The 19,998-nt window shown below is 63.2% G+C and carries 17 protein-coding genes and 1 pseudogene; 10 read left to right on the top strand and 8 right to left on the bottom strand.

The window, feature by feature from the left end:
- Nucleotides 1-185: 185 nt before the first annotated feature.
- Together DLM46_RS09155 and DLM46_RS09150 are read left to right on the top strand one after the other, a co-directional pair.
- Nucleotides 186-1,514: a YihY/virulence factor BrkB family protein gene (locus tag DLM46_RS09155; protein ID WP_115100453.1), complete on the top strand. Its 1,329-nt coding sequence runs from the start codon at nucleotides 186-188 to the stop codon at nucleotides 1,512-1,514.
- Nucleotides 1,515-1,950: 436 nt separating this feature from the next.
- A complete protein-coding gene (locus DLM46_RS09150; RefSeq protein WP_115100452.1) occupies nucleotides 1,951-3,123 on the top strand; it encodes a porin in 1,173 nt (390 codons plus the stop codon).
- A gap of 315 nt (nucleotides 3,124-3,438) precedes the next feature.
- Here DLM46_RS09150 and DLM46_RS09140 read toward each other — a convergent pair whose 3' ends face one another.
- From DLM46_RS09140 to DLM46_RS09120, 5 genes are all read right to left on the bottom strand, one after another.
- Nucleotides 3,439-4,311, bottom strand: coding sequence for a proteasome-type protease (locus DLM46_RS09140; RefSeq protein WP_115100450.1), 873 nt, complete (start codon nucleotides 4,309-4,311; stop codon nucleotides 3,439-3,441).
- Nucleotides 4,312-4,463: 152 nt separating this feature from the next.
- The gene (locus DLM46_RS09135; RefSeq protein ID WP_115100449.1) at nucleotides 4,464-5,264 is read right to left on the bottom strand and encodes a transglutaminase family protein; all 801 of its coding nucleotides are present in this window, start codon (nucleotides 5,262-5,264) and stop codon (nucleotides 4,464-4,466) included.
- Nucleotides 5,265-5,277: 13 nt separating this feature from the next.
- Entirely contained in the window at nucleotides 5,278-6,228 is a 951-nt protein-coding gene (locus tag DLM46_RS09130; protein WP_115100448.1) for an alpha-E domain-containing protein, read from the bottom strand.
- Nucleotides 6,229-6,370: 142 nt separating this feature from the next.
- Nucleotides 6,371-7,780: a circularly permuted type 2 ATP-grasp protein gene (locus DLM46_RS09125; protein WP_115100447.1), complete on the bottom strand. Its 1,410-nt coding sequence runs from the start codon at nucleotides 7,778-7,780 to the stop codon at nucleotides 6,371-6,373.
- Nucleotides 7,781-8,302: 522 nt separating this feature from the next.
- Nucleotides 8,303-8,755, bottom strand: a complete 453-nt coding sequence (locus DLM46_RS09120; protein ID WP_064270303.1) for an HU family DNA-binding protein — start codon at nucleotides 8,753-8,755, stop codon at nucleotides 8,303-8,305.
- 160 nt (nucleotides 8,756-8,915) lie between these two features.
- Between DLM46_RS09120 and DLM46_RS41215 the strand changes: the two genes are divergently transcribed.
- A complete protein-coding gene (locus DLM46_RS41215) occupies nucleotides 8,916-9,404 on the top strand; it encodes a hypothetical protein (protein ID WP_165847936.1) in 489 nt (162 codons plus the stop codon).
- Nucleotides 9,405-9,557: 153 nt separating this feature from the next.
- Here the strand turns inward: DLM46_RS41215 and DLM46_RS09110 are convergent.
- Nucleotides 9,558-10,292: pseudogene (locus tag DLM46_RS09110) on the bottom strand (POT-type proton-dependent oligopeptide transporter); the annotation flags it as partial.
- Nucleotides 10,277-10,489: a hypothetical protein gene (locus tag DLM46_RS41425; protein ID WP_482811932.1), complete on the bottom strand. Its 213-nt coding sequence runs from the start codon at nucleotides 10,487-10,489 to the stop codon at nucleotides 10,277-10,279. The gene DLM46_RS41425 and the pseudogene DLM46_RS09110, both read right to left, overlap by 16 nt.
- 365 nt (nucleotides 10,490-10,854) lie before the next feature.
- Between DLM46_RS41425 and DLM46_RS09105 the strand changes: the two genes are divergently transcribed.
- The 7 genes from DLM46_RS09105 to DLM46_RS09075 all read left to right on the top strand — a co-directional run bounded on the left by DLM46_RS09105 (nucleotide 10,855) and on the right by DLM46_RS09075 (nucleotide 18,902).
- Nucleotides 10,855-11,427, top strand: a complete 573-nt coding sequence (locus DLM46_RS09105) for a cupin domain-containing protein (protein WP_115100446.1) — start codon at nucleotides 10,855-10,857, stop codon at nucleotides 11,425-11,427.
- 173 nt (nucleotides 11,428-11,600) lie between these two features.
- Nucleotides 11,601-13,217: a peptide ABC transporter substrate-binding protein gene (locus tag DLM46_RS09100; protein ID WP_115100445.1), complete on the top strand. Its 1,617-nt coding sequence runs from the start codon at nucleotides 11,601-11,603 to the stop codon at nucleotides 13,215-13,217.
- Between the two features lie 16 nt (nucleotides 13,218-13,233).
- Nucleotides 13,234-14,172: an ABC transporter permease subunit gene (locus DLM46_RS09095; RefSeq protein WP_115100444.1), complete on the top strand. Its 939-nt coding sequence runs from the start codon at nucleotides 13,234-13,236 to the stop codon at nucleotides 14,170-14,172.
- A 3-nt stretch (nucleotides 14,173-14,175) separates the two neighbouring features.
- The gene (locus DLM46_RS09090) at nucleotides 14,176-15,090 is read left to right on the top strand and encodes an ABC transporter permease (RefSeq protein ID WP_244306006.1); all 915 of its coding nucleotides are present in this window, start codon (nucleotides 14,176-14,178) and stop codon (nucleotides 15,088-15,090) included.
- A gap of 1 nt (nucleotide 15,091) precedes the next feature.
- Nucleotides 15,092-16,102 (top strand): ABC transporter ATP-binding protein, encoded by a 1,011-nt coding sequence (locus tag DLM46_RS09085; protein WP_115100443.1) that lies wholly within the window; start codon nucleotides 15,092-15,094, stop codon nucleotides 16,100-16,102.
- Entirely contained in the window at nucleotides 16,099-17,169 is a 1,071-nt protein-coding gene (locus DLM46_RS09080) for an ABC transporter ATP-binding protein (RefSeq protein WP_115100442.1), read from the top strand. Before DLM46_RS09085 ends, DLM46_RS09080 begins: the two co-directional genes overlap by 4 nt.
- Nucleotides 17,170-17,339: 170 nt before the next feature.
- Nucleotides 17,340-18,902, top strand: coding sequence for an OprD family outer membrane porin (locus DLM46_RS09075; RefSeq protein ID WP_115100441.1), 1,563 nt, complete (start codon nucleotides 17,340-17,342; stop codon nucleotides 18,900-18,902).
- 91 nt (nucleotides 18,903-18,993) lie between these two features.
- Here DLM46_RS09075 and DLM46_RS09070 read toward each other — a convergent pair whose 3' ends face one another.
- Nucleotides 18,994-19,881 carry an IclR family transcriptional regulator gene (locus DLM46_RS09070; protein WP_115100440.1) on the bottom strand — a complete coding sequence of 296 codons (888 nt, stop codon included), beginning with the start codon at nucleotides 19,879-19,881 and terminating at the stop codon, nucleotides 18,994-18,996.
- Nucleotides 19,882-19,998 lie beyond the last annotated feature (117 nt).

Raw genomic sequence — 19,998 nt, 5'->3', positions numbered from 1 at the left:
GACAGGAATGTGGGAATCCACCGGCATTCTAACGACACACCTGACTCGCGCGCATCAACGAGACTCGCGGTCCGCCTTGTTATAGTGACAGGCACACAGTTCGCGAAAAAGCCTCGATGCGGAGAACTGCTTCGAGACCCCGTCAACACCGCATCCGGCGCCAGGATCCTATTGAGAAGACGACCATGGATAGGGACACGCTTTCCGCCGACAACCTCCAGATGATGGCCCGCAAGCAGGCCAACTGGGCAATCGGCGCATTCAAACAGTTTGCCGACAACCGCTGCGCAGCCATGGCCGCCAGCATTGCGTTCTATGCGGCGTTCTCGCTGGCGCCGACGCTGGTCATGGTGATTGCCGTGGCCGGCTGGTTCTTCGGCGCAGCAGCGGCACGCGGCGAACTGTTCGACCACATTCACGGCCTGCTCGGCGACCAGGCCGCCGCGGGCGTGCAAACCATCGTCGAGAACGCGCATCACAGCGGCAACGCGGGCGGCATCGCAGCGATCATTTCGTTCACGATGCTGGCGCTCGGCGCATCAGCCACCTTCTCGTCGCTCAACAGCGCACTGAATAGGGTGTGGCCCAACACCGAGCCGCGCTCGTCGAGCGTGCTCGCGATGGTGCGAGTCCGGCTGATTTCGTTCGGCCTCGTACTGGGTGTCGCGTTTCTGCTGATCGTCTCGCTCGTGCTCGATACGGCCATCACCTTCATCGGCAAGTGGCTCTGGGGCGACTCGCCCTATGTGGTGATCGGCAACCTGCTGCAACTCGGGGTCGGCTTGCTGGTGCTGGCGTTCGCGTTTGCCGCTCTGCTGAAGTTCTTGCCCGATGCCCGGGTGCAGTGGCGCGATGCGTTTGTCGGCGGGATTGTCGCGGCCGCGCTGTTCTCGGCGGGCAAGAAGCTCTTCGCCCTGTATATCGCTCATGCCGGAATGGCAAGCTCGTTCGGCGCGGCCGGCTCGCTTGCCGTGCTGCTGATGTGGCTGTACTTCTCAGCCGCCGTGCTGCTGCTCGGCGCGGAATTCTCGGCGGCGCGCGGCCGCCTGCACGACCCCCGCGGCGGATGGGGCATGCAGAACAACGCGCCCGCAGGCAGCCGCGCCAAGCTCGCTTCGGTGCTGGCTGCGTCGACGGTGTTGGCGGATGCGGCGCCACGCGCGGACGAGGGCGCGGCCAGCGGCGCCAACGCCGCCGGCGCCGCTTCCGCGGCCGGCGCGGCGGCGGCGCTTTCCGCCTCCGCTCGAGGGATGGCTTTCGCGCGGGGCGAGGCGCGGCGCAAAGCATCCGCGCGCGCGACCGCGGTCAAGCTCGGCCGCGGCGTCGTGCACGCCGAAGCGCGGGCCACACGCGCCGCAGCCGTCACGCTGGTGGAAGCGAGCCGCAAAGCGGTCGCGGCAGATCGCTATGTCCGGCGGCATCCATGGGGTTCGGTACTGTTGGCAGCGGTCGCCGGGCTCGCCGTCGCCACGGTGGCGCGCCGTAGCGCTGATGACGGCGCAAGCGGTGCGTGAAACGATAGCCCCACTCTAATGCGGCAAGTCGGCGCAGGTGACCTGAGGCGACCCGAAGATCGCACGCTCATGCGTCGCACCTCCCACAATCTGAAGGTTCTGTCCAGCGCACTCGTCAACGGAGGCGCGTTCCAATTTTTATGCGGCCACTACGGATCCGGCGTAAAAAACAGACGACTAGATTACAAAATCCATTCAAATAAGTGTCTAAATTGCAGGTACCGAAGCCTTCACTGTCAACAAAACAACAATAATGCTCGGTCAACGAATGAATATTGCCGAAACAGCAACAATCGTGAACGGGCTTTAAATACAAGGCGTTGCGCCTTGTGTCACATTTTGGAGACACTCTTTTTTTTCCTGTTCTTACCGATAGAGACGGTGAGCTATTCTCCATTCCGCAACAAAGAAACTAATCATCTGCGTGGAGAAATGGATGAAACGAATCGCACTGTCAACCCTCTCGCTGGCGCTCCTGGGCGTCACCGGCGTCGCACATGCTCAAAGCAGCGTTACTCTGTACGGTTTGATCGATGAATCGATCCAGTACGCACACAACACCGTTGACGCTTCCGGCAAGAACGCCAACCAAGTTGGCTTGGTAGCAGGCAACCTGCAAGGCAGCCGCTGGGGCTTGAAGGGCACGGAAGATCTGGGCGGTGGCCTGAAGGCGATTTTCCAGTTGGAAAACGGCTTTGATCCGAACAACGGCAAGCTGAATCAAGGTGGCAGATTGTTCGGTCGTCAAGCCTACGTCGGCCTGACGGGCGACCAATGGGGTACGGTCACGGCCGGTCGTCAGTACGATCCGGTGGTCGACCTGGTTCAACCGCTGACGGCTGACAACTACTTCGGTTCCACGTTCACCACGCCGGGCGACGTCGACAACAACGACAACTCCTCGCGCACGAACAGCGCTATCAAATACACCTCGCCGGTGTGGGGCGGCTTCCAGTTCGAAGGCATGTACGCATTCGGCGGCGTGGCTGGCAAGACGGGTTCGGGTCAAACGTGGTCGGGCGCAGCAACGTACTCAACGGGTCCGTTCAGCGTCGCTGCAGGTTACTTCCGTGCAGATAATCCGAGCGGTACGACGGCGCTCCGCGCTGGCTGGGGCGGCACGTCGGACGGTACGTTCGACAATCAGGTCAGCGGCTTCTACGCGGCAGCCAAGTCGATCGGCATCGCTTCGGTTGCTGTGCAATACGTAGCAGGCCCGTTCACGGCTAACCTGCGTTACAGCAATGCGCAATACAAGCCGGATGCACAATCGGGCTTCGGTTCGACTGAGAAGTACAACGTCGGCGGCGCGTACTTCGGCTACCAGGCAACCCCGGCAATGCTGGTGGGCGTGGGCTACATCTACACGAAGGCTAGCGGCGATACGAGCGCAACGTATCACCAAGTCTCGCTGGGCGGCGACTACAACCTGTCGAAGCGCACGGACGTCTACCTGGTTGGCGCGTATCAACACGCCAGCGGCAAGCAACGCCTTGCGGCAGGTGCGGCCGGCGTTGTGGACGCAGGCGCAGCAGTCGGCTCGTACGGCTACAACTCGGCTACCAGCTCGCAAGAAGTGGTCAGCCTGGGCATCCGCCACAAGTTCTAATCGAGCTTGACGAACTGCTGAAGCAACACGCAGTTGAAAACCAGCCACGGGTGATAAACCTGCGGCTGGTTTTTTTTCGTCCGTGGTTTGTAGTTCGTAGTTTGGCGTAGCGGAGCCGGCCGGCCCGCGCAAGACGTGAACGGACGCATGCTCACGCGTGCATACCGTTGCGCGTCCGGGACAATCTCAACAGGCAAAAAAATGGCCGCCAGCGAAGCCTTTAGCAGGCTCGTGACGACCTTGGCGTGACGCTCGCAGCTCACTCATCAGGTGGGGCCAGGCTCGTCCACCCTGATCGACGATCCGGCGACCCAACTACCGCCGCTGAACCTTCCCCTTGTCCGACTGTGCCAGCGTCTGCGCCGGCTTCACTTCGAGTTCGTGCTCCACGCCGTCGGCGCCCACCGGCGCGCGATGCAACACCAGCGTGCGCTCGCGCTGCTGCAGCGGCACATGAGGCGAATCCAGCCAGTCGGGATCGGGAATCTCGCCGAACACCTGGCGCAGCCGCTCGCCCCACGTGCGGTGAATCATCTCGAAGTACGCATTGTCGTGATCGATCGAGACGAAACGCGTGACGCGCAGCGAATCCTTCTCGTACACCAGCAGATCGAGCGGCAGCCCGACCGACAGGTTCGAACGCAAGGTGGAGTCCATCGAGATCAGCGCACACTTGGCGGCTTCGTCGAGCGGCGTGGACGGCGTCAGCACGCGATCGATGATCGGCTTGCCGTATTTGGCCTCGCCGATCTGGAAATACGGATTCACGGCCGACGCTTCGATGAAGTTGCCCGCCGCGTAGATCATGAACAGGCGCGGTCGGTTACCCGCGATCTGGCCGCCCAGAATGAAGCTGCAATTGAAGTCGACGCCGAATTCCTGCAGCGCCTCGGCCTCGCGCTGGTGCACGCTGCGCACCGCGCGACCGATCACGCGCGCCGCGTCTGCCATGGTGGGCGCGGTCCAAAGCGTAGGCTGGGCGGTATCGGCCGGCTCGGTGAGTTCGTGCAGCACCGCTTGCGTCAGCGACAGATTGCCGGCGCCGAGCAGCACGAGCATGCGTTCGCCCGGCATCTCGAACACCGACATCTTGCGCGCGGTGCTGATGTGATCGACGCCCGCGTTGGTGCGCGTGTCCGAGAGGAACACGAGCCCGTCGTCGACGGACATCGCGACACAATAAGTCATAAGAAAAAGTATCCGCAAAAAACGACAGAACGCCGCTATTGTAATGCGGCGCGCACATGCCTCGATCGTGTATTACGGCCTTTGCGGGCCTTTTCTGAACGGCTGTGAGCGCTGAAGCGCCTTCGCGCCGCGCTGCCAGGCCGTCGTGGCCGCTATTGCGAGAGCTGCGCGCTGACGGTGACGGACACCTCCAGCTGCTCTTCCAGACCGCCGATGCGCCGCCCGCGCACCGGCGCGGCGGCTTCGTAGTCGCGCGCAACAGCGAGCCGGCAGAAGCGTTCGCTGGCAAACCCGGCATGCGTCACGTCGACGGAAATCCAGCCAAGGCCATCGAGCCACACGTCGACCCACGCATGGCTCGCCGACTGCGGCACATCGCCCGGTTCGAGGTAGCCGCTCACGTAGCGCGCCGGAATGCCGCGTGTCCGGCAGCAAGCCAGCATCAGATGCGCGTGGTCCTGACACACGCCGTTGCCGAGCGCGAGCGCTTGCGCGGCAGTGCTGGTCACTTCGGTGATGCCCGGACGGTATTTCACGCGCTGCACGATCTGTTCGGACAGTTCGATCAGCCCGCCCGGCGTCGTCAGGACCGGCACCGATTCGGCCAGTTCGCGGACCGCCGCGTCAGCCTCGGTGAGACGCGTCGCGCAGGTGAAGTGCTCGAGCGGAATCGGCCCAACGTTATCGGGCAGCCGGCCGTCGATCAGGGCAATCGTCTCGACTTCCCCGGCCACGTGCAGATGAATCTCGCTATGCGGCTTGTTGATGACCAGCGTGTGCAGCGCGTTGCCGTACGCATCGAAGGTGGCGTCGAGCTTGCCGGGTGCATCGATGCTCCAGCGCCGCACCACCTGCGAGGCGCCGCTTGCCGGCGTCAGACGCAGCTGCTGGATCGAATAGTGGACCGTCGCTTCGTAGCGATAGGAGGTGTCGTGGCGGATCGTCAGGTACATATAAAAAACTCCGTCAGGCGACTGGCAGCATCAGATAGGTGCGAGCAACCAGGTTGCCGAGTTCGAACACGCGGGCAAGAAACTGCGTGAGATAAGCGTGCAGGCCGGTTTCGAAAATCTGCCGGATGTCGGAGTACACCAGTTCGGCGCGCAGCTTGCCGGCGAAGCGTTCACACTGGTTCGAGCCCTGTGTGCGCAGCATCGCCAGATTCGTGCAGACGCCGTCGAGCGATGCCAGCAGCGAACGCGGCATCTGCTGGTTCAGGATCATCAGTTCGACCACCCGCGCCGGCGTCACCACATCGCGATACACCTTGCGATAGATTTCGAGCGCCGACACCGAGCTGAGAATCGAGGTCCAGTAGTAGAAATCTTCGAGCTGGCGCGCGGCATCGCGTGAATTCGGTTCGACGTCGGCAAAGCGCACGTCGAGAATCCGCGCGGTGTTGTCGGCCCGTTCGAGAAACGTGCCGAGCTGCGTGAAGAAGAACGCGTCGTCCTGCAGCGCGGTGCCGATCGTCACGCCGCGCGACAGATGCGAGCGGAACTTCACCCACTCGAACAGCGCACCCGGGTTGCCCACGGCCTGACCGGACGCGGTGCGCTCGTTGAACTCCAGCCAGGTGTCGTTGATGGTTTCCCACCATTCGGTCGTCAAGGTGCCGCGCACCGCGCGGGCGTTTTCGCGCGCGGCTTGCAAACACGAATGAATGCTCGACGGATTGGTCGAATCGGCCACCATGAAATCGAGCACGTTGTCGCGAGTCGGTTCGTCGTAGCGCTGCGCGAACGCGGTTTCGAGTTCGGAGATGCGCAACACGGAACGTTGCGCGCGCGATTCCTGCTCGGGCGTCTGCGGCAGCAGTTGCGCCTTCAGGTTGATGTCGAGCATGCGGGCGGTGTTCTCCGCGCGCTCCATGTAGCGGGCCATCCAGAAGAGGTGATCGGCGGTGCGGCTTAACATGACGGCATTCCGTATTTGATGACGCGGGGCCTTTGAACAAGGCCCGCGCTGGTTATCCGTGTGCGCCGGCGGCGTACGTGGTGCGTCGCCGGCTTGTTGGGTTGCGGCTGCAATTGCGTGAGCAACTACCTCGGCAAGCCCGTCAGTCGACCATCCAGGTGTCCTTGGTGCCGCCCCCTTGCGACGAATTGACGACCAGCGAGCCTTCCTGCAACGCCACGCGCGTCAGGCCGCCGGCCACCATCGTGACGGTCTTGCCGGACAGCACGAAGGGCCGCAAGTCGATATGGCGTGGCGCGATGCCCGCTTCGACGAAGGTCGGACACGCGGACAAAGCCAGGGTGGGCTGCGCGATATAGCCCGCGGGGCGCGCGATCAGGCGCTCGCGGAACGCTTCGATTTCGGCTTTCGTGGAGGCCGGTCCCACCAGCATCCCGTAGCCGCCCGCACCGTGCACTTCCTTCACGACGAGTTCAGGCAGATGCGCGAGCGTGTACGCGAGATCGTCGGGCTTGCGGCACTGATAGGTCGGCACGTTGTTCAGGATCGGCTTTTCGCCGAGGTAGAACTCGATCATGTCCGGCACGTACGGGTAGATCGATTTGTCGTCGGCGATGCCGGTGCCCATGGCGTTCGCGAGCGCGACACGCCCGGCGCGATACGCGGTCAACAGACCCGGCACGCCGAGCGCCGAATCGTTGCGGAAGGCGAGCGGATCGAGGAAGTCGTCGTCGACGCGGCGGTAGATCACGTCGACGCGCTTCGGCCCCTGCGTGGTGCGCATGAACACATAGTTGTCGTCGACGAACAGATCCTTGCCTTCCACCAGTTCGACGCCCATCTGCTGCGCGAGGAACGTATGCTCGAAATACGCGGAGTTGTACATACCCGGCGTGAGCACCACCACGACCGGATCGTCGACGCCCTCGGGCGCCACCGAACGCAGCATATCGAGCAGCAGATCGGGATAATGCGCGACGGGCGCAATGCGGTTCTGCACGAACAGTTCGGGGAAAAGCCGCATCATCATCTTGCGGTTTTCCAGCATGTAGGACACGCCGGACGGCACACGCAGGTTGTCTTCGAGCACGTAGAACTCGCCCTCGTCGCCGGCGCGCACCACGTCGACCCCGGCGATATGCGCGTAAACACCGAGCGGCACATTCACGCCTTGCATTTCAGGCCGGTACTGCGCGTTCGTGTAGACCTGCTCGGCCGGCACGATACCGGCGCGCACGATATTGCGCTCGTGATAAACGTCGTGGATGAACAGGTTGAGCGCCTGCACGCGCTGTCGCAAACCCGCTTCCAGCGTCTGCCATTCGCTGCGCGGAATGATGCGCGGAATCAGATCGAAAGGGATCAGCCGCTCGGTACCCGACAGATCGCCGTTTACCGCGAAGGTGATGCCAACCCGGCGGAACAGCAGGTCCGCTTCGGCGCGTTTGCGCGCGATCGCTTCATTGCCCTGCTTCACCAGCCATCGTTCAAAGCGTGCGTAGTGTGGCCGCACGGCATCGTCATGATGACGCATCTCGTCATAGCATCGCATGTCACGCCCCGCTCTTGTTGTCGGATAGAAGGCGAATGCGCTGCGCATTCGGTGTTCGACAATCGTTGAAGCAAACGCTATGCCATTGAGCTTTTTCGCGTGTAAACCGCCGCCTATGCACGCGAACAGCGCATCCGACCGGCGCCGCCTCGCTGCCATCGTACTGCGCCGGCCCATGATGCGCTAGTACGGTGCATAGGCGGCACCGCGATGTGCCGCGGCGGCCGGCGCCGAACGGGCCCGCATCCGTACTAAACGCACACCAAACGCGCATCAAGCGCGAACCGGAGCAGCACAGGAGCGGCGCCGAACGCGCGCCAGCTTCGTGATACGAAGCCGGCCACCTTGCGGTGCGTTTGAGGCGCGTTTGCGGTGCGTTCGCGGCGACCCCGCAAAACGACCGGCAACGCGCGTAAAAAAATCCCCGCGGATTCGCATCCGCGGGGACTCAGACAACTTGCATGACCTGCCGGCTCACGCGTTCGCCGCAGTTAAAAAACCGCGGCAACGCATGAAGCGCGATCAGGCTGCTGCTGCGTCTTTCAGCTTCTTCAGCGGACGTGCCTTGATGCGCACGCTAGCCGGCTTGGCCGGGAACCAACGCTCTTCGCCCGAGAACGGGTCTTTGCCGAAGCGTTTCTTCTTCGCCGGCACAGCTTGCACGACGATCTTCAGAAGACCCGACAGCGTGAATTCGCCAGCGCCCTTCTTATGGACGGCGCCGAGGATCGTGTCTTCGAGCGCGGCCAGCACGGCCTTGGCGGTCTTCGGTTCCACAGCGGCGCGTTCAGCGACGTGTGCAGCCAGCGAGGCCTTCGTGAAGGTGTCCTTGATCGGCGACGGTGCGCTGGACGCCTTCACGGCGACCTTCTTAGCTGCGACGGCTTTCTTCGCAGGGACTTTCTTTGCAGCAACCTTCTTGGTCGGTACCGGGGCAGCAGCCTTCTTGGCCACCTTTTTTGCGGAAGTCGGCATGTTTCTCCTACCTGTTGTGTGGTCAGTGAATTGCACGAAGCGCACACGGTATGTGCACGCTTCAACGCCGGATTCTACAAGCGCTAATGCGATTTGCGCGACTCTTTTGTGTATCACAGTGCAGGTTTGTTGCGCGGCGCAGACTGCGCAGCACATTTTGATGCTTGTTTTAGCGGGTATTTTGCTGGTGAGCGTGCGTCGAAGAGCGCTGCAATACGAACGCGTAACGCGCGTTACAGCTCGTTTCGATGCGTGGAAGCAGGCACATTCGAGTGAGCCGGCGGCTCGATCACGGTCAGCCAAACTCAGTTGCAGGACGGAAAAAACACGCCCTTTGCGGCGAAAGTACGGCGCGGCGGGAATCGCGCGCGACGCCGCAGCCGTTTCGATAAAGCGCCGACAGATGGCACGCGGCCTTTTAGCGGGCGAGGCGCGGCAACATGCCGGCCAGCGTGGTGAGAGCCGCGTCGATATGTTCGACGGCGAGCATGCCTCAACCGAAAATCAAGCCGGGCTGCGGCTTCGCGCGCTGATGAAACGGCGCGAGACCTTACAAGCCGATCGACACTTCGCGCGCCGCGTTCACCAGCGTCGCTTCGGTCAAAGGCGCTTGCAGGCGCGCGATGCTGGTGATCTCGATCAACGGTAGGAACCGGCTCGCGGTTTCGTTCCGGAAGATGTCGGAGTAAGCGAAACTCGCTTTAACAAGCGCCCATTTTTTGTGCTTCTGTCATGCAGTGCAAGTGCGCGTTTTTACAGTCGAACAACGGCGCTTTCGCGCCGCTTCCAGAACCGCAGCAGATTACTCCGCCACCACGCCCAGCGCTGCCGTTTGCCGCGCGTTCTCGCCCGCTTCGTCGCTGCAACGCCGATGCTCGCGCGAGAGCTTGCGCATCAAAGGCAACAGCAGCACCGCGACCAGCGCACCCACCGCCGCGAGCCAGCCCAGGCCGGTAAACAGCCTGGTGTACAGCGGCAACGATTCGAGCGGATCCAGATTGCCCGCCGGCATCTGCGCGAAGTTCGCGACCACGCTGCCCAAATATTGCGACACGCCGGTCGCCACAAAGTAAGCGCCCATCATGAAGCCGCTCATGCGCGCCTGCACGTAGCGCGCGATCATCGCGAGGCCCAGCCCGCTGACCAGCAACTCGCCGAGCGAATACAAGCCGTAGCCGCCCACCATGAACCACGACGACACGCGCCCATTCACCGCGTAGTTGCCGCTCGCCGCATACACGAAGAAGCCGGCCGCCACCACCGCGAAGCCGATCGCGTACTTCACCGCCACCGGCACGTCCTTGCCGCCCTTCGCGAGTTTCGTGTTGAGCAGCGCGAGCAGCGGGCTCAGCAGCATGATCCAGATCGGATTGAGCGCCTGGAATTGCGCGGCGCTCCACGAGAACAGCGTCACGCCGAACAGGGAAAAGCGCGGATCGACATTGCGCAGCGCGAACAGCGTGAGCGACGTCGACATCTGCACGTAGAACACGAAGAACAGAATCACCTGCGCGGTCAGAATCAGCGCGGCTGGTAGTTCAATTCCTCGTTGGGCAACGCAAGCATCAGATAGCCGGCGGCCAGCACGCCGGCGCCGAAGATCATCGTGCGGCGCGCGCCGAGAATTTTGTCGCCGATCCAGCCGCCGATCGACGGCGACGCATACGCCAGCGCCGTAAACGCGCCCCGCGTGAGGGTGGCGCTGCTGTCGGTAAAGTGCAGCTTGTCGATCATGAACAGGGAATTTACTGATCCTGCTCAATTACCCCTCCTTACACGTTATCCGGGATTCGTTTCACGGTCGCTCCGCGCAAAAATAGTCTTTGACGTCATGTCTTTAATGGCCTCTGATACTCAATGCGCATAGCAGAACGCGCTCTGTGCAAGCCGCGGTTCTTTTCCAGAGGCCTTGCGAATTCCCTTGGCGCGCCGGCCAAATCGGCGGATGCGCTTTTCGCTTCTGGCAACATAGAGGGCTGTCTCGAAAACGCGGTCCCTTGCGCAACCGGCTGCCGAATGCCCGTCATCTCGGCCTGGACCGCAATCAAACCATATTTACTTATATCAAACAAATTTTGACGGGCTAATTTCCTCCTGCTATGGTCACGACAATTCAAAAGAACAGCCCGGCTCTCGAACTCGGCAGCAAAATCCGCGCGTTGCGGCAACGGCTCAAGCGCACGCTCGACGAAACTGCAACCGCGGCAGGTATTTCCAAGCCGTTTTTGTCGCAAGTCGAACGCGGTCTGGCGTCACCGTCCATCAGTTCGCTGGCCGGGATTGCCAGTGCACTCGGCGTGACGATGCAGTATTTCGTCGACACACCAAGCGAAGAGCGATCCGTGTGCCGTGGCGATCAGTTGAAGTTTTTCGGTTTTGCGGACTCGGCCAACCTGTTTGCGCGGCTGACCAATCTGACGGGCGGCCGCCAGCTCGAAGCGATCCTTGTCAGGATGCCGCCCGGGCAGAAGCGTTCGGAAGTCACCACGCATGCCGGTGAAGAGTTTATGTATGTGATCGACGGCGAAGTGCTGTTGACGCTGGAGGGCAAGACGTTCGTATTGCACGCGGGAGACAGCGCGCACTACGAATCGACGGTGCCGCATAGCTGGGCGAACACCGCGCGTGGCGAAACGGTGGTCGTCTGGGTGGGTACACCGAGACTGTTTTAAAAGGCAGGCACCTTATCCGGTTGATCCGGCCAGGGATTGCCTGCATTACTTAATGTAAGGAATCCTGCATGTCGGACAAGAAACAAGGGCCGCCCCGGCCCGGGCAACGCAGATAACCGGGCGCCCTGGCGCCAGCGCGTTTCTCTCTCGACCTTTTCCTGCGATCTCAACCGATGAAAACCCCGTTCGTCTACGCGACGGCGCTGACCGCGCTCGTCCTTACGCTTCAGCCTTCCGCCTTCGCCGTCACGGTGCCCGCCGGCGTCACGCTCGCCGCCAGCCAGGAAATGACCCGCCAGGTGCCGACCGAAACCGAGTCGCTCGACCCGGCGCACATCGAATCATGGACCGGCAACACGATCGCGCTCGACCTGTTCGAAGGCCTGACGCGCATCGACGCGGCCGGCGCGGTGGTGCCAGGCGTCGCGCAATCGTGGACGCGCACGAGCCCCGACACCTGGGTGTTCAAGCTGCGCCACGACGCGCGCTGGAGCAGCGGCCAGCCCGTCACCGCGGACGACTTCGTCTATGCGTGGCAACGCGTGCTCGATCCGAAGACGGGTTCGAAGTACACGGTACTGGTCGAATTCGTGAAGAACGCCAAGGCGATTCTCGCCGGCAAGGCGCCGCTGACGAGCCTCGGCGTGCGCGCGCCCGATCCGTACACGCTCGAAGTGACGACCGAGGTGCCCGCCGCCTTTTTCCCGCAACTGGCTGCCATGCCGACCATGGCGCCGGTCAATCGCGCGACCGTGGCGAAGTTCGGCGGCGACTGGACCCGCCCGGGCAACTTCGTCGGCAATGGCCCGTATGCGCTGACCGACTGGCAGCCGAGCAACCGCCTGGTGGGCACCAAAAGCAGCACATACTGGAACGCCGGCAAGGTCGTAATCACGAAAGTGACCTACCTGCCGATCGAAAACGACGAAACGGCGATGCGCATGTATCAGGCCGGCCAGTTCGACTACACCTATTCGATTCCGTCGGGGATCTATTCGCAGGTGAGCAAGCAGTTCGGCGCCGAGCTGAAATCCGGTCTCCAGATCGCCACTTACTACTACAGCCTGAATAACGAAGACCCGATTTTCAAGGACAAACGCGTACGCCAGGCGCTCTCGATGGTGCTGGACCGCGACCTGCTGACCTCGCGCCTGACCGCGGACGGCGAACTGCCGATGTACGGCCTGATCTCCAAGGGCACGCAAGGCGCCGCGGTCTTCAAGCCTGACTGGGCCACCTGGCCGATGGGCAAGCGCGTCGACTACGCGCGCAATCTGCTGAAGGAAGCCGGCTACTCGGACGCGAAGCCGCTGACGTTCACGCTGACGTACAACACCAACGACCTGCACAAGAAAGTCGCGCTGTTCGCCACCTCCGAATGGCGCACCAAGCTCGGCGTGAACGCCAGGCTGGAGAACGTCGAATACAAGGTGCTGCTCAAACAGCGCCACGACGGCAAGGTGCAAGCGTCGCGCGACGGCTGGTTCGTCGACTACAACGACGCGATGTCGTACTTCGATCTGATCCGCTGCAACAGCGTGCAGAACGACCAGCGCTACTGCAACCCGCAAGTCGACAAGCTGGTCGATGAAGCCAATCAGCAACTGGATGACACGAGGCGCACCACCCTGCTCACCCAGGCACACGACCTGGCGATGGGCGACTACCCGATGGTGCCGCTGTTCCAGTACTCGGCGGACCGGCTGGTGAAGCCTTATGTGGGCGGCTACACGCCGACCAACTACGTCGACCAGCGCGCCACGCAAGACATGTATCTGATCAAGCACTGAGCGCGGGAGCACCGTCATGCTGGCTTACACGCTGCGCCGCACGCTCTGGGCGATCCCGACGATTCTCGCCGTGATCACCGCGTGCTACCTGCTGCTGCACCTGACCCCGGGCGGTCCGTTCGACACGGAGAAGCAACTGTCGGCGGCCGTGCTGGCGAACCTCAACGCGAAGTACCACCTCGACGAACCGTTGTGGCTGCAGTACCTGCACTACCTCGGCTCGCTGCTGCACGGCGATCTCGGTCCGTCGTTTCGCTACGCCGACTGGTCGGTCAACGATCTGGTGTGGAAAGCGTTGCCGGTAAGTCTCGGGGTAGGCGGCGTGTCGGTGCCGATCGCGCTCGCGATCGGCGTCACGCTCGGCACGCTGGCCGCCGTGCGCCGCGACCGTTTCGTCGATCATGCGGTGATGGTGCTCGGCAATATCGGCAACGTGGTGCCGCCGTTCGTGCTGGGTCCGGTGCTGGTGTGGATCTTCGCGATCCTGCTGAAGACCTCCGAAGGCCACGGCTGGCTGCCCGCCGGCGGCTGGGGCGAAGGCGAATGGCGCTATCGCGTGCTGCCGATCGTGCTGCTCACCTTCATCAACGTCGCCGCGATCGCGCGCGTGATGCGCGGCAGCATGATCGAAGTGCTCTCGGGCAACTTCATCCGCACCGCGCGCGCGAAGGGCCTGCCGGGCCGCACGATCGTCCTGCGCCATGCATTGAAGCCCGCGTTGATGCCGGTGGTGTCGCTGCTCGGCTCGATCTGCATCTCCTCGATCACGGCGGCGGTGGTCACCGAATCGGTGTTTGCGCTGCCCGGTCTCGGCCAGTTGGTCGTCAACGGCGCGATCAACCGCGACTACACCCTCGTGCTCGGTCTGGTCGTGCTGACGACCGCCGTGGCCGTGCTGTTCAATCTGCTGGTCGACCTCGCGTATGCGTGGCTCGATCCGCGCATCCGGTACTGATCCATGCCCCGCTCTCTTCAATCGACTGCCGCGGCGCTCGATCCGCTCGCGGCCATCGCCAAGGCGCCGCATTCGCGCGGCCCGTTCGCCACCGCCGCGCTGCGCTTCGTGCGCAATCGTGCGGCGTTTGCCGGCTTTATCGTGCTGCTGCTGATCGTGATCGCGTGCGTGGCCGGTCCGTGGTTGCTGCCGAACGGCCCGATAGACAGCGACTGGAGCGCGATCAGCCTGCCGCCGACGTGGCAGAACATGCACTGGTTCGGCACCGACGAACTCGGCCGCGATCTGCTCGCCCGCACACTGCAAGGCGGGCGCGTGTCGCTGGAAGTCGGCCTGCTCGGCACGCTGGTGTCGGGCTTGATCGGCGTCGCGTACGGCGCGAGCGCCGGCTATCTGGGCGGGCGTGTCGACGCAGTGATGATGCGCGTCGTCGACATGATGTACGCGATCCCCTACATGCTGATCGCGATCCTGATGATGACGATGTTCGGCCGCGCGTTCTATCTGGTCGTGTTGACCATCAGCGCATTCTCGTGGCTCGACATGGCACGCGTGGTGCGCGGCCAGACGCTGTCGCTGCGCTCGCGCGAATTCATCGATGCCGCCCGCGCGATCGGCGTGAGTTCGCGCTCGATCATCGCACGCCACATCGTGCCGAATCTGTTCGGCGTGGTGGTGGTGTATGCCAGCGTGACGGTGCCGAACATCGTACTGACGGAATCGGTGCTGTCGTTTCTCGGTCTCGGCGTGCAGGAACCGATGACCAGCTGGGGCGTGCTGATTCAGGACGGCGCGCAGAAGCTCGAGTCGATGCCGTGGCTGCTGCTGTGCCCGGCCGTGATGTTGTGCGTGACGCTGTATTGCGTGAATTTCGTCGGCGACGGTTTGCGCGACGCATTCGATCCGAAGGACCGCTGACATGCCGCTACTCGAAGTCAAAGACCTGAGCGTGCGCTTTACGCGCCGCGAGGGCGCACCCGTCGACGCCGTGCAGCGCGTGTCGTTTTCTCTCGAAGCCGGCCGCACGCTCGGCATCGTCGGCGAATCGGGATCAGGCAAAAGCCAGACCGTGATGGCGCTGCTCGGCTTGCTGGCCGGCAACGGCAACGTATCGGGGCAAGCGTCCTATCGCGGCGAAAACCTGCTGACGATGAACCAGGCCGCCCTGAACAAGATCCGCGGCGACCGCATCGGCATGATCTTCCAGGACCCGATGACCTCGCTCAATCCGTTCCTGACGATCGAACGGCAAATGACCGAAACGCTGCAACTGCATCGCAGGATGTCGCGTCGCGAAGCGCGCCGCCGCGCGATCGAAACGCTCGAGACGGTGCGCATCCCCGACGCCGCGCGCCGCATCGACATGTATCCGCACGAATTCTCCGGCGGCATGCGGCAGCGCGTAATGATCGCGATGGCTCTGCTTTCCGAGCCCGAAATCCTGATCGCCGACGAGCCGACCACCGCGCTCGACGTCACCGTGCAGGCGCAGATCATCGAGTTGCTGCGTGAATTGAATCGTGAACGCGGCACCGCGATCATCCTGATCACGCACGACATGGGCGTGGTCGCCGGCTTGTGCGACGACGTGATGGTGATGTACGCCGGCCAGACCATCGAGCAGGCGAGCGCCGCCGCGCTGTTCGCCGCGCCGACTCATCCGTACACGATCGGCCTGCTGAACGCGCTGCCGCGTCTGACCGACGACGGCGAGCGTGCGTTGCAAACCATTCCCGGCAATCCGCCGCTGCCCGGCGAAGTCGGCGCGGGCTGCGCGTTCGCGCCGCGCTGCACGTATTGCAGCGAACGTTGTCGCGAGTCGCGGCCTGCGCTGAGCGCATTGCAGCCAGGATCCGATGCGTCGGGCGCCGTCGCGCTGCGCGCCTGCCACCGTTCGGCGCTGGAAATCATCGAGGCACAACACGCATGAGCGCCACTTCAACCACAAGCCAGGCTCCGGCAACGCTGTTGTCGGTCGACAGTCTCAAGGTGCAATTCGGCATACCGCGCGGCGGCTTTCCGTGGTCCGGCAAGGCGACGCTGCGCGCGGTGGACGGCGTGTCGTTCAACGTGCGGCGCGGCGAAACCGTGGGTCTCGTCGGCGAATCGGGTTGCGGCAAGTCCACGCTCGCGCGCGCGATCATCGGTCTCGCGCCGGTGGCGAGCGGCAGCGTGCGCTGGCTCGGCGAAGAAACCGTGCTGCCGAACGCAAAACGCGACACGTCGCGTTTGCGCCGCGACGTGCAGATGATTTTTCAGGACCCGCTCGCCTCGCTCGATCCGCGCATGACGATCGAGCAGATCGTCGCCGAACCGCTCACCACGTTCGGCCAGGACATCGCGCGTGCCGACGTGCAGCGGCGCGTGCTGACCATGCTCGAGCGCGTCGGCCTCAATGCGCAGCATCTGCGCCGCTATCCGCATGAGTTTTCGGGTGGTCAGTGTCAGCGCGTCGGCATTGCGCGCGCATTGATCGGCGAGCCGCAACTGGTGATCTGCGATGAGCCGGTGTCGGCGCTCGACGTGTCGATTCAGGCGCAAATCGTCAACCTGCTGCGCGATCTGCAACGCGAATTGTCGCTGTCGCTGCTGTTCGTCGCGCACGACCTCGCGGTCGTCAAGGCGATCAGCCACCGCGTGCTGGTGATGTATCTGGGACGCGTGATGGAGTTCGGCGACAAACGCGAAGTCTATGGCGAGCCGCGTCATCCGTACACGCGCGCGCTGTTGTCGGCGGTACCGGTGCCCGATCCGGCTGTCGAGCGCGCGCGCCGTCATCTGCTGCTGCGTGGCGAGATTGCGTCGCCGCTCAGCCCGCCTTCCGGTTGCGCGTTTCGCACGCGCTGCCCGGATGCGATCGACGCCTGCGCAGCGAAGATTCCCCAGCCTGTCACGCACGGCGCGAGCGCGACACGCGTTGCGTGCATTCGGGTGAGCGACGCCCCGAAGGAAGTCCCCCGCCCCGAAGGAAGTCCCCTTGGGGGATTGGGGGATTGAGGGATCGCTGAAGCGGCAAGCGAACCCTTACTGAAGGACCACCCTCTTCCCCGGCGCGGCATGCCGCCGCGCCGAAGGATGCGTTCGTCCTGTCACGAGCAGAACGAACGACAAGCCCGGACTGGCTAACCGCCAGCCAAAGATCCAACAAAAAAACCGAGACACTCTCAATGAACGATAACCGAACAAAGAACCGGACAAAAAAATCCGGCGCTGCCACCTTCTTCTACTTCGCACTCACCCTTCCAGCATTGACCGCAGCCGCGAGCGCGTACGCGGACGACGGCGCACCGCAACCCACCACGAGCCCGTCCAACCCTCAAGCACTCGCGCAAACGTTGCCGCCGTCTGCGCAGGTCTCGCAAGCCGTCCCGGCCGGCAAGCGCAGGGCGGAACAAGGCGGCACGGTCCGCACCGATCAACCCGACACCACCAGCGCACTCGTCAACGCGGAAGCCGATCAGGCGGTCACGCCGCCCACACCGCCCTCGAGCCAGGCGTCGAGCAAAGGCTTCATCGCCGATAGCCATCTGAACCTGTTGTTGCGCAACTACGCCGATTACTTCCAGGCGCCCCCCTCGCTCTATCGTCACGCATGGGTGCAAGGCGTGCAGGCCAACTATGAGTCCGGTTTTACGCAAGGGCCGGTCGGCTTCGGCGTCGATGCATCGCTGTTCGGCGCACTCAAACTCGACGGCGGCAACGGCGCGGGCAACATGGTGCACGTGGCCAAGGGCGGCGGCGGCTCCGAACAGCTCGCGTGGGCCTATCCCGGCATGTACGACATCAAGGGACGCATTTCGGAAACGGTCGTGAAATACGGTCTGCAGACGGTCACCAACCCGTTTCTCGAACCGCATGACAACCGCGCCTTGCCGCCGACTTTTCTCGGCGTGTCGATGGTCAGCAACGACCTCGTGCACACGACGCTCGAGGCCGGCAGCTTCACCAGAGTGGACGCACGCGGCCACACGAACCTGACCAATCTGACTACCTCCTACGGCGGCACGCGCATCGATCGGCTGACCTATGTGGGCGGCACGTGGCACTACGCGAAGGATGGCGAAATGGCGCTGTACGCCGACCAGGCCGACGACGTCTGGCGTCAGTACTACGGTTCGGTCGCGCAGTCGTTCGGCGACCCGGCCACCATCAAGTGGAGCGGCCTCGCGAACATCTATTCGACGCACGACACCGGCGCATCGCGCCAGGGGCACATCAACAGCAACGCGTACAGCGTGTCGATCTCCGCGCAGCACGGCCCGCATGCGCTGCTGCTCGGCTATCAGCAGGTGCTCGGCGAGCAGTTCTTCGACTACGTGAACGAAACCAACGGCATCTACCTGACCAACTCGATGGACGTCGACTACAACGCGCCGCATGAGCAGTCGCTGCAATTGCGCTATACGTTCGACGGCAAATACGCGGGCGTGCCGGGACTCAAGGCGATGTTCTGGGGCGTGTACGGCTGGGGCGCGGATGCGTCGGCGGAAGCGGCGCAGAATGCTTCGCCGTCCGCACCGCTGCACGACCTGTACTGGAAGAGCGGCGAACCGGTGAGCGGCCATCATCACGAGTTCGGCTTTATTCCGAGCTATACGCTGCAAAGCGGCCGCTTCAAGGATACGAAGGTCACGTTCATCGCGATGTGGCACAACAGCTCGCGCCACTACTCGGACGGCAACAACATGGAGTACCGGCTGGTGGTGAACGTGCCGGTGAAGGTGTTCTAGGTTCCTGGCGAGACAAGTCTCTCGCTGCCTGAAAGGCCTGAAAGGCGTCGTGCTTGCGGTGCTGCATGACGCCTTTTTCGTCGACGCCGACTTATCCCGTGATCCGCTCGGTGGTCATGGCGCGCGACAAGCCATGCATGGGCCGGCGCAATGCGACATCGAACGGATTGGTTTGCGGGCCGATCGCCTCCGCCTGGCGCCGCAGCAATTCGACCACCATCGGCAGACGATCGTCGCCGAGACGCGCCGCCAGCGTGCCGACGCTCAACGCCGCCACCGCGACGCCGGTGCGATCCAGAATCGGCACCGCCACGCCCGCCATGCCGTCGAGCACGCCGCTATTGCGCCCCGCGTAACCCAGCTGGCGCACGCGTTCGATCTCGGTGCGCAAATACACTTCGTCGAGCACGCCGTAGCCGCGAATACGCGGCACGTTGAAGCGAATGATTTCCTCGCGCTCCGCTTCCGGCAGGAACGCGAGAATCGCCAGACTTCCCTGTCCGACACCCAGCGCCACGCGCCCGCCGATATCGCCGGTGAACGAGCGGATCGGAAACGGCCCTTCGCAGATGTCGAGGCACACCGCGTCGAAACTGCTTTTGACCAGCAGGAAAATCGTGTCGCCGAGGCTCGCGCACAGCCGCAGCAAGGCGGGACGGCAAAGCGTGCGCATGCCGCTCGGGTTGCCGGCCTGCGCGGCGAGCGCGAAGAAATCGACGCTCAGCCGATAGAGCTTCGAGTTTTCGTCCTGCTCGACGATACCTTCGGTGATCAACGCGTGAAGGATGCGGTGCACGGTGCCTTGCGTGAGACCGACCGCTTTCGCCAGACGCGTGACACGGCCGCCGTCGGGCTGCGCTTCGGACAACGCGCGGATGACCGCGAACGCACGCTCCAGCATGCCGGGGCCGGGCGCGCCGGCCGTTCGAGCCGACCCGGCATTCGCATCTCGCCCATCCCGTTTAGCGGCAGGATTCATCTCGGTTTTTCCAATTTATTTCATTGACCGGAACACTATAGAGGGTTTTATCTTTGAGTGGAATATTCACCTCGCCCCTTTTCACGCCATAACGTGCGCAATCTTCATAGGGATTTT

This window comes from Paraburkholderia lacunae, assembly GCF_003353175.1.
GTDB classification, from domain to species: domain Bacteria; phylum Pseudomonadota; class Gammaproteobacteria; order Burkholderiales; family Burkholderiaceae; genus Paraburkholderia; species Paraburkholderia lacunae.
This window is presented reverse-complemented; position numbering and strand designations above follow the sequence as displayed.